Source organism: Kitasatospora sp. GP82 (assembly GCF_029892105.1).
Classification (GTDB): domain Bacteria; phylum Actinomycetota; class Actinomycetes; order Streptomycetales; family Streptomycetaceae; genus Kitasatospora.
In genome coordinates this window covers 1-5,388 of record NZ_JARZAJ010000100.1, presented here as the reverse complement: position 1 = coordinate 5,388, position 5,388 = coordinate 1, and the positions used below count along the sequence as shown (strand labels likewise).

General features: G+C 69.5%; 3 protein-coding genes and 1 pseudogene. All 4 read left to right on the top strand.

Going from position 1 to position 5,388, the window contains the following annotated elements:
- Nucleotides 1-88, top strand: a pseudogene (locus tag P3T39_RS37100) (ATP-binding protein); the annotation flags it as partial.
- Between the two features lie 402 nt (nucleotides 89-490).
- Nucleotides 491-4,102, top strand: coding sequence for a nitrate- and nitrite sensing domain-containing protein (locus P3T39_RS37095; RefSeq protein WP_280703738.1), 3,612 nt, complete (start codon nucleotides 491-493; stop codon nucleotides 4,100-4,102).
- 10 nt (nucleotides 4,103-4,112) lie between these two features.
- Complete coding sequence (locus P3T39_RS37090; protein WP_035797811.1) at nucleotides 4,113-4,526, top strand: roadblock/LC7 domain-containing protein; 414 nt, start codon at nucleotides 4,113-4,115, stop codon at nucleotides 4,524-4,526.
- 164 nt (nucleotides 4,527-4,690) lie between these two features.
- Nucleotides 4,691-5,341, top strand: coding sequence for a DUF742 domain-containing protein (locus P3T39_RS37085; RefSeq protein WP_280703737.1), 651 nt, complete (start codon nucleotides 4,691-4,693; stop codon nucleotides 5,339-5,341).
- Nucleotides 5,342-5,388 lie beyond the last annotated feature (47 nt).

Genomic DNA, 5,388 nt, shown 5'->3' with positions numbered 1-5,388 from the left:
CATCAGCCTCGACGCCCGCCGCCGGGACAGCGCCAAAAGCGCCCTCATCACCCTCGTCGAACACGCCCTCCTCGCCCGCCTGCGATAACGGCCGCGACAACGAGAGCAGCCTGGCCCCGAGAGATCGGCCCAGGTCATCGACACAGAACGCCCGCACCTGCCCACTTCCCTTCACAGCGGGAAGTGGGCAGGTTCACAGGGCTGATAACAGTTCGGTAGGCATTTAGAGATCCAAAGTAACGCAGAGTCGCGAATTCGATCCGCTCTGCAGCATCTGGCCCAAGTTTTGCCAGGATCGTTACTGAATGTCCGAATTATTCCTTGCTCATCGCATACAGAGGACTGTTTGTTCCCCTCCCCCGCACGTGCTGGAATTCCAGCTACCCCGTAGTCACCCAGGGAAAGTTCCACCCAGCAGCGGGCTGCGGCAAGCGGGGGAAAGCCGCTGGATTGATCCATGGCCGCCAAGCGGCCGAGAGGTTGTTGTCGAGTGAGGCGTAAGCAGCCAGTCACCCCGCAGCGGCGCTCCGAGCCCCGCGAGAACGAGGCGGTCGGTAGCGGCCAGCCACCCACAGGCGGATTCTCCGCCTTCACCCCGGCCGAGGAGCGCACCTCCTCCGGGCCCGGCACCCAGGTCCTCGGTGGACCGGGCGGACCGGGCAACCCGGGCGGCGCGCCCAGGGACCGGGACAAGGGCAGGAAGAGCCCCACGGCGGACCTTCCGGATGCCAAAACCACCGAAGAGCTCCGGCTCAAGTCCAGCAAGTACGACTTCCTGGCACCCCGAAACTGGCGCGTGCCGACCCGACTGGTCGCCATTCTGCTGATCCCGGTCGTCATCGGCCTGGTCTTCGGCGGTCTGCGCGTCAACACCTCGTTCGACAACTTCACCAACGCCGACCACGCGGAGAAGACCGCAGAGTTGGCCCGCGCCGCCACCCAGCTGGCGGACGCGCTGGAGAACGAGCGCGACCTCTCGGTCATCCCGATCATGACCGGCCGCGACGACCAGGGCGTCATACCCAAGCTGCGCGCCAAGACCGACGAGGCCCTGGCCACGTACAACGCCGCGTTCAAGAAGGTCTCCAGCGACAGCACGCTGGCCCGCCGCAACGACGCCTTCCAGCAGCTGGTGGTCAACCTTCCGCACCTGCGGGACAACGCCTTCAAGCCCGAACTCTTCGCCACCGCGACCCAGGGCGCGTACTCGACGATGTTCGCCCCGCTGCTGGCCATCGACAACTCCGTCGGTTTCGGTAGCTCCGCCGTCACCAGCAAGGGCCGCGCGATCTACGCGATGTCGCTGGCCAAGGCCTCGGCCTCGACCCAGCGATCGCTGATGCTCACCCTGCTCGTCGGCATCGGCACCCAGAAGGTCACCAAGTACGAGAACCAGGATCTGATCCAGACCCTGCTGGTCTCCGCCAAGCTCGAACAGACCGCGATCAACGAGTTCAGCACCGGTAGCACCTCGGACGACGCCAAGGTCTACGCGGACGCCGTGGTCAAGCAGGCGGACGACGACACCCGTGCCCCGCTGCGGATGCCCGACCAGACCATCCCCACCATGCAGGGCCTGCTCAACATCGGTCTGTCGTACTCCGAGGCCGCGGCCGCCGGGTTCTCCCCGGGCGAGACCGCCGCCAGGAACAGCTTCGAGAGCGCGCAGAAGGAAGGCCTGAACACCGGCAACTGGATGCAGGCGACCAGCAGCCACATGACCGCGCTGCGCACCGCCGAGACCAACCTGCTCGACCAGGTCGTCGCCAACGCCGCCGACATCAAGTCCAACGCCCAGTTCGACGCGATCCTCAACTCCGCGATCGTGATCCTGGCGCTCGCGCTGGCCGGTCTGCTCACCGGCTTCATCGCCCGCTCGATGATCCTCGGTATGCGCGTTCTGAACACCGCCGCGCTGGACATCGCCAACCACCGTCTGCCCGACCTGGTCGAGAAGCTCTCCAAGACCGACCCGGACCGCGTGGACACCTCGGTCTCGCCGATCCCGCTCTGGGGCAAGGACGAGATCGGCGAGGTCGCCCGCGCCTTCGACGAGGTCCACCAGCAGGCGGTCTCGCTGGCCGCCGAGCAGGCCCTGCTCCGAGGCAACGTCAACGCGATCTTCACCAACCTGTCGCGTCGCAGCCAGGGCCTGATCCAGCGCCAGCTGGCGCTGATCACCGACCTGGAGAACAACGAGGCCGACCCGGACCAGCTGGAGAACCTCTTCAAGCTGGACCACCTGGCGACCCGTATGCGCCGCAACGGTGAGAACCTCCTCGTTCTCGCCGGTGAGGAAGCCGGCCGCCGCTGGAACACCCCGGTCCCGCTGGTCGACGTGCTCCGCGCCGCCGCCTCCGAGGTGGAGCAGTACGAGCGTGTCGAGCTCTCCGGCATCCCCGAGGCCGAGGTCGTCGGCGCCGCCGTGACCGACCTCGTCCACCTGCTCGCCGAGCTGCTGGAGAACGCCACCACCTTCTCCAGCCCGCAGACCCGCGTCCTCGTCAACGCCACCGGCCTGCCGGACGGCCGAGTGCTGGTCGAGATCCACGACAAGGGCATCGGCCTCACCGCCGAGGACTTCGCCGAGATCAACGAGAAGCTGGCCGAGCCGCCCACCGTCGACGCCACCATCTCCCGCCGTATGGGTCTGTTCGTGGTCGGCCGACTGTCCCAGCGGCACGACATCCGGGTGCAGCTGCGCCCCTCGGGCGAGTCCGCCGGAACCACCTCGCTGGTCATGCTCCCGCCGTTCCTCACCCAGATGCGGAGCGCACCGGAGCCCGAGGAGCAGTTCACCGTCTCCCGGATCTTCGAGCAGGAGCCGCAGGACCCCTGGGCCCAGGAGCTCCCGGGCAGCCCGCGCAGCGCCGCCGAGCTGGGCTTCGACGACCACCTGACCGGCAACAGCGGCAGCAGCGGCTTCAGCCCCGCGCTGGAGGCCATGCAGCGCTCCCAGCGCATCGACCAGCGCCGCCGGGCCGCCCTTGAGGCCGGCCCCGACGGACTCGCCGAGGTCGAGGAGGTCATCGAGGCCGAGCTGGAGGAGGCTTCGCCGGCCACCGCCGCCGACCCGTACGGCCGCCAGCCGTACGCCGAGCAGCCCTACGGCCAGGACCAGTACCAGGCCCACCAGCAGGACGCGTACGGCCAGCAGGACCAGTACGGCCGCCAGTACGCGGACGACTACGGCTACCAGCAGAACGGCCGGCAGTACGCCGAGCCCGGGTACGCCGAGCAGCCGTACGGCCAGGACCAGCACCAGGCCCACCAGCAGGACGCGTACGGCCAGCAGGACCAGTACGGCCGCCAGCCGTACGCCGAGGACTACGGCCAGGACCAGTACGGCCGCACCGGGCAGTTCGGGCAGAACCAGCCCTACGGCGGCCGGGCCGACCAGCCCACCGGCCACCCGTACACCCCCGAGCCCTACCAGGCCGAACCGGCCGCGCTGCCCCCGGCAGCGCCGCAGTCCGGCTCCCTCGGCTCGGACACCCTCAGCTCCGGTCTGCCGCAGCGGCGGCCCGGCCAGCAGCTGGCCGGCGGCACGGCGGCCGGTTCCAACCGGCCGGTCGGCGGCGGCTTCGGCGGCCCGTCCGTCTTCGGTGGCGGCTTCGGCGACCAGGACGGCGGCGAGACGCCGAACTGGTTCACCGGTGCCAAGGACACCGCGCCCGCCCCGGAGACCCGTGGCCACGAGGTGTCGGCCCTGGGCGGCTACGGCCCGACCGGCCCCACCAGCGCGGCCGGTGCGACCTGGCAGTCGCCCAACGACAGCGACTGGCAGCGCGCCGAGCAGCTGCGCGAGCCCGCAGCCGGCGGGACCACCCCGTCCGGTCTGCCTCGCCGGGTACCCAAGCAGAACCTCGTCCCGGGGAACGCCAAGGCGACCCCCCAGGACGGCCCGCAGGTCTCGCGCAATCCCGAGGAGGTCCGCGGCCGACTGACCAACCTGCGCCGCGGCGTCGAGCAGGGCCGCAGCGCGAGCGGCGACAGCTCCACCGGGAGCTTCCGGATCGACCCCGACCGGGGTGGCTCCGGCAACGGACAACAGAACAGCAGCACCGATCTCTTCGGCGGCTCGAACCACCAGGAGCGTTGAGTTGAGTCAGATGAGCCAGGCCGCACAGAACCTGAACTGGCTGATCACCAATTTCGTGGACAACACCCCCGGGGTGTCGCACACGGTGGTGGTCTCCGCCGACGGTCTGCTGCTCGCCATGTCCGAGGGCTTCCCCCGCGACCGCGCCGACCAGCTCGCCGCCGTCGCCTCCGGCCTCACCTCCCTCACCTCCGGCGCCAGCCGGATCTTCGAGGGCGGCGACGTCAACCAGACCGTCGTGGAGATGGAGCGCGGCTTCCTCTTCCTGATGGCCGTCAGCGACGGCTCCTCCCTCGCCGTCCTCGCCTCACCCGACTCCGACATCGGCCTCGTCGGGTACGAAATGGCCCTGCTCGTGGACCGAGCCGGAGCCGTCCTCACCCCCGCTCTTCGCGCGGAACTCCAGGGCAGCCTGCTGCACTGACGGTTCGTCGGATACCGTCCTGGTATTCGAAAGACCTCCGGCCCGTCCCGGGACCGTGGTAGACACGGTCCCGGGACCGGGCATCGTACGGCTTTCGCATCACCTGCTCGGGCCCTCGGGCGCGAGCTCGCACCGCACCGCCGCACCAAGTGAGGAGAGGAACCGTGACCCCGCCCGACGACCGCAGCGGCCAGTACGGCGTCCCGTACCCTGGCACCGGCCATGATGCTTTCGGAGCACCAGGTGTCGGCCACGGTCCGCACGCCGGCTCCATCGGCCAGCAGCACCCCGGCTCTGCCGGCTATCAGCACAGTGGCCAGCAGTTCGCCCAGCAGCAGCCGTACGGCCAGCAGCCCTACGGCGAGCAGCAGTTCGCCCAGCCCGCTTCCGGCTACCAGGACTACCCGGGTCCGGAGAGTTTTCCTGAACAGGCCGATGATCCAGGCCATATCGAGGAGTTGGACGACGAGGACTCGGGTCCGCTGATCCGCCCGTTCGCCATGACCGGCGGCCGTACCCGGCCCCGGTACGAACTGGCCCTGGAGGCACTGGTCTCCGCCAGCGTCGCTCCCGAGCGCCTGGCCACGATGCTGCCGGAGCACCAGCGGATCTGCACCCTGTGCACCGAGGTCAAATCCGTGGCCGAGGTCTCCGCGCTGCTCTCCATCCCCCTGGGAGTGGCCCGGATCCTCGTGGCCGACCTGGCCGAAGCCGGTCTTGTCGCCATCCACCAGCCCGCTGCCGGCGGCGAATCCGGCAACCAGCCCGACGTCACGCTGCTCGAAAGGGTCCTCAGTGGACTTCGCAAGCTCTAACGCGGCCGCCCCCAGCCGCGCCACCACCTCCGCGAAGATCGTCGTCG

Excerpts from the sequence above, each read along its gene's own strand:
- P3T39_RS37090 (WP_035797811.1), top strand. The coding sequence starts at position 4,113 with ATGAGCCAGGCCGCACAGAACCTGAACTGGCTGATCACCAATTTCGTG.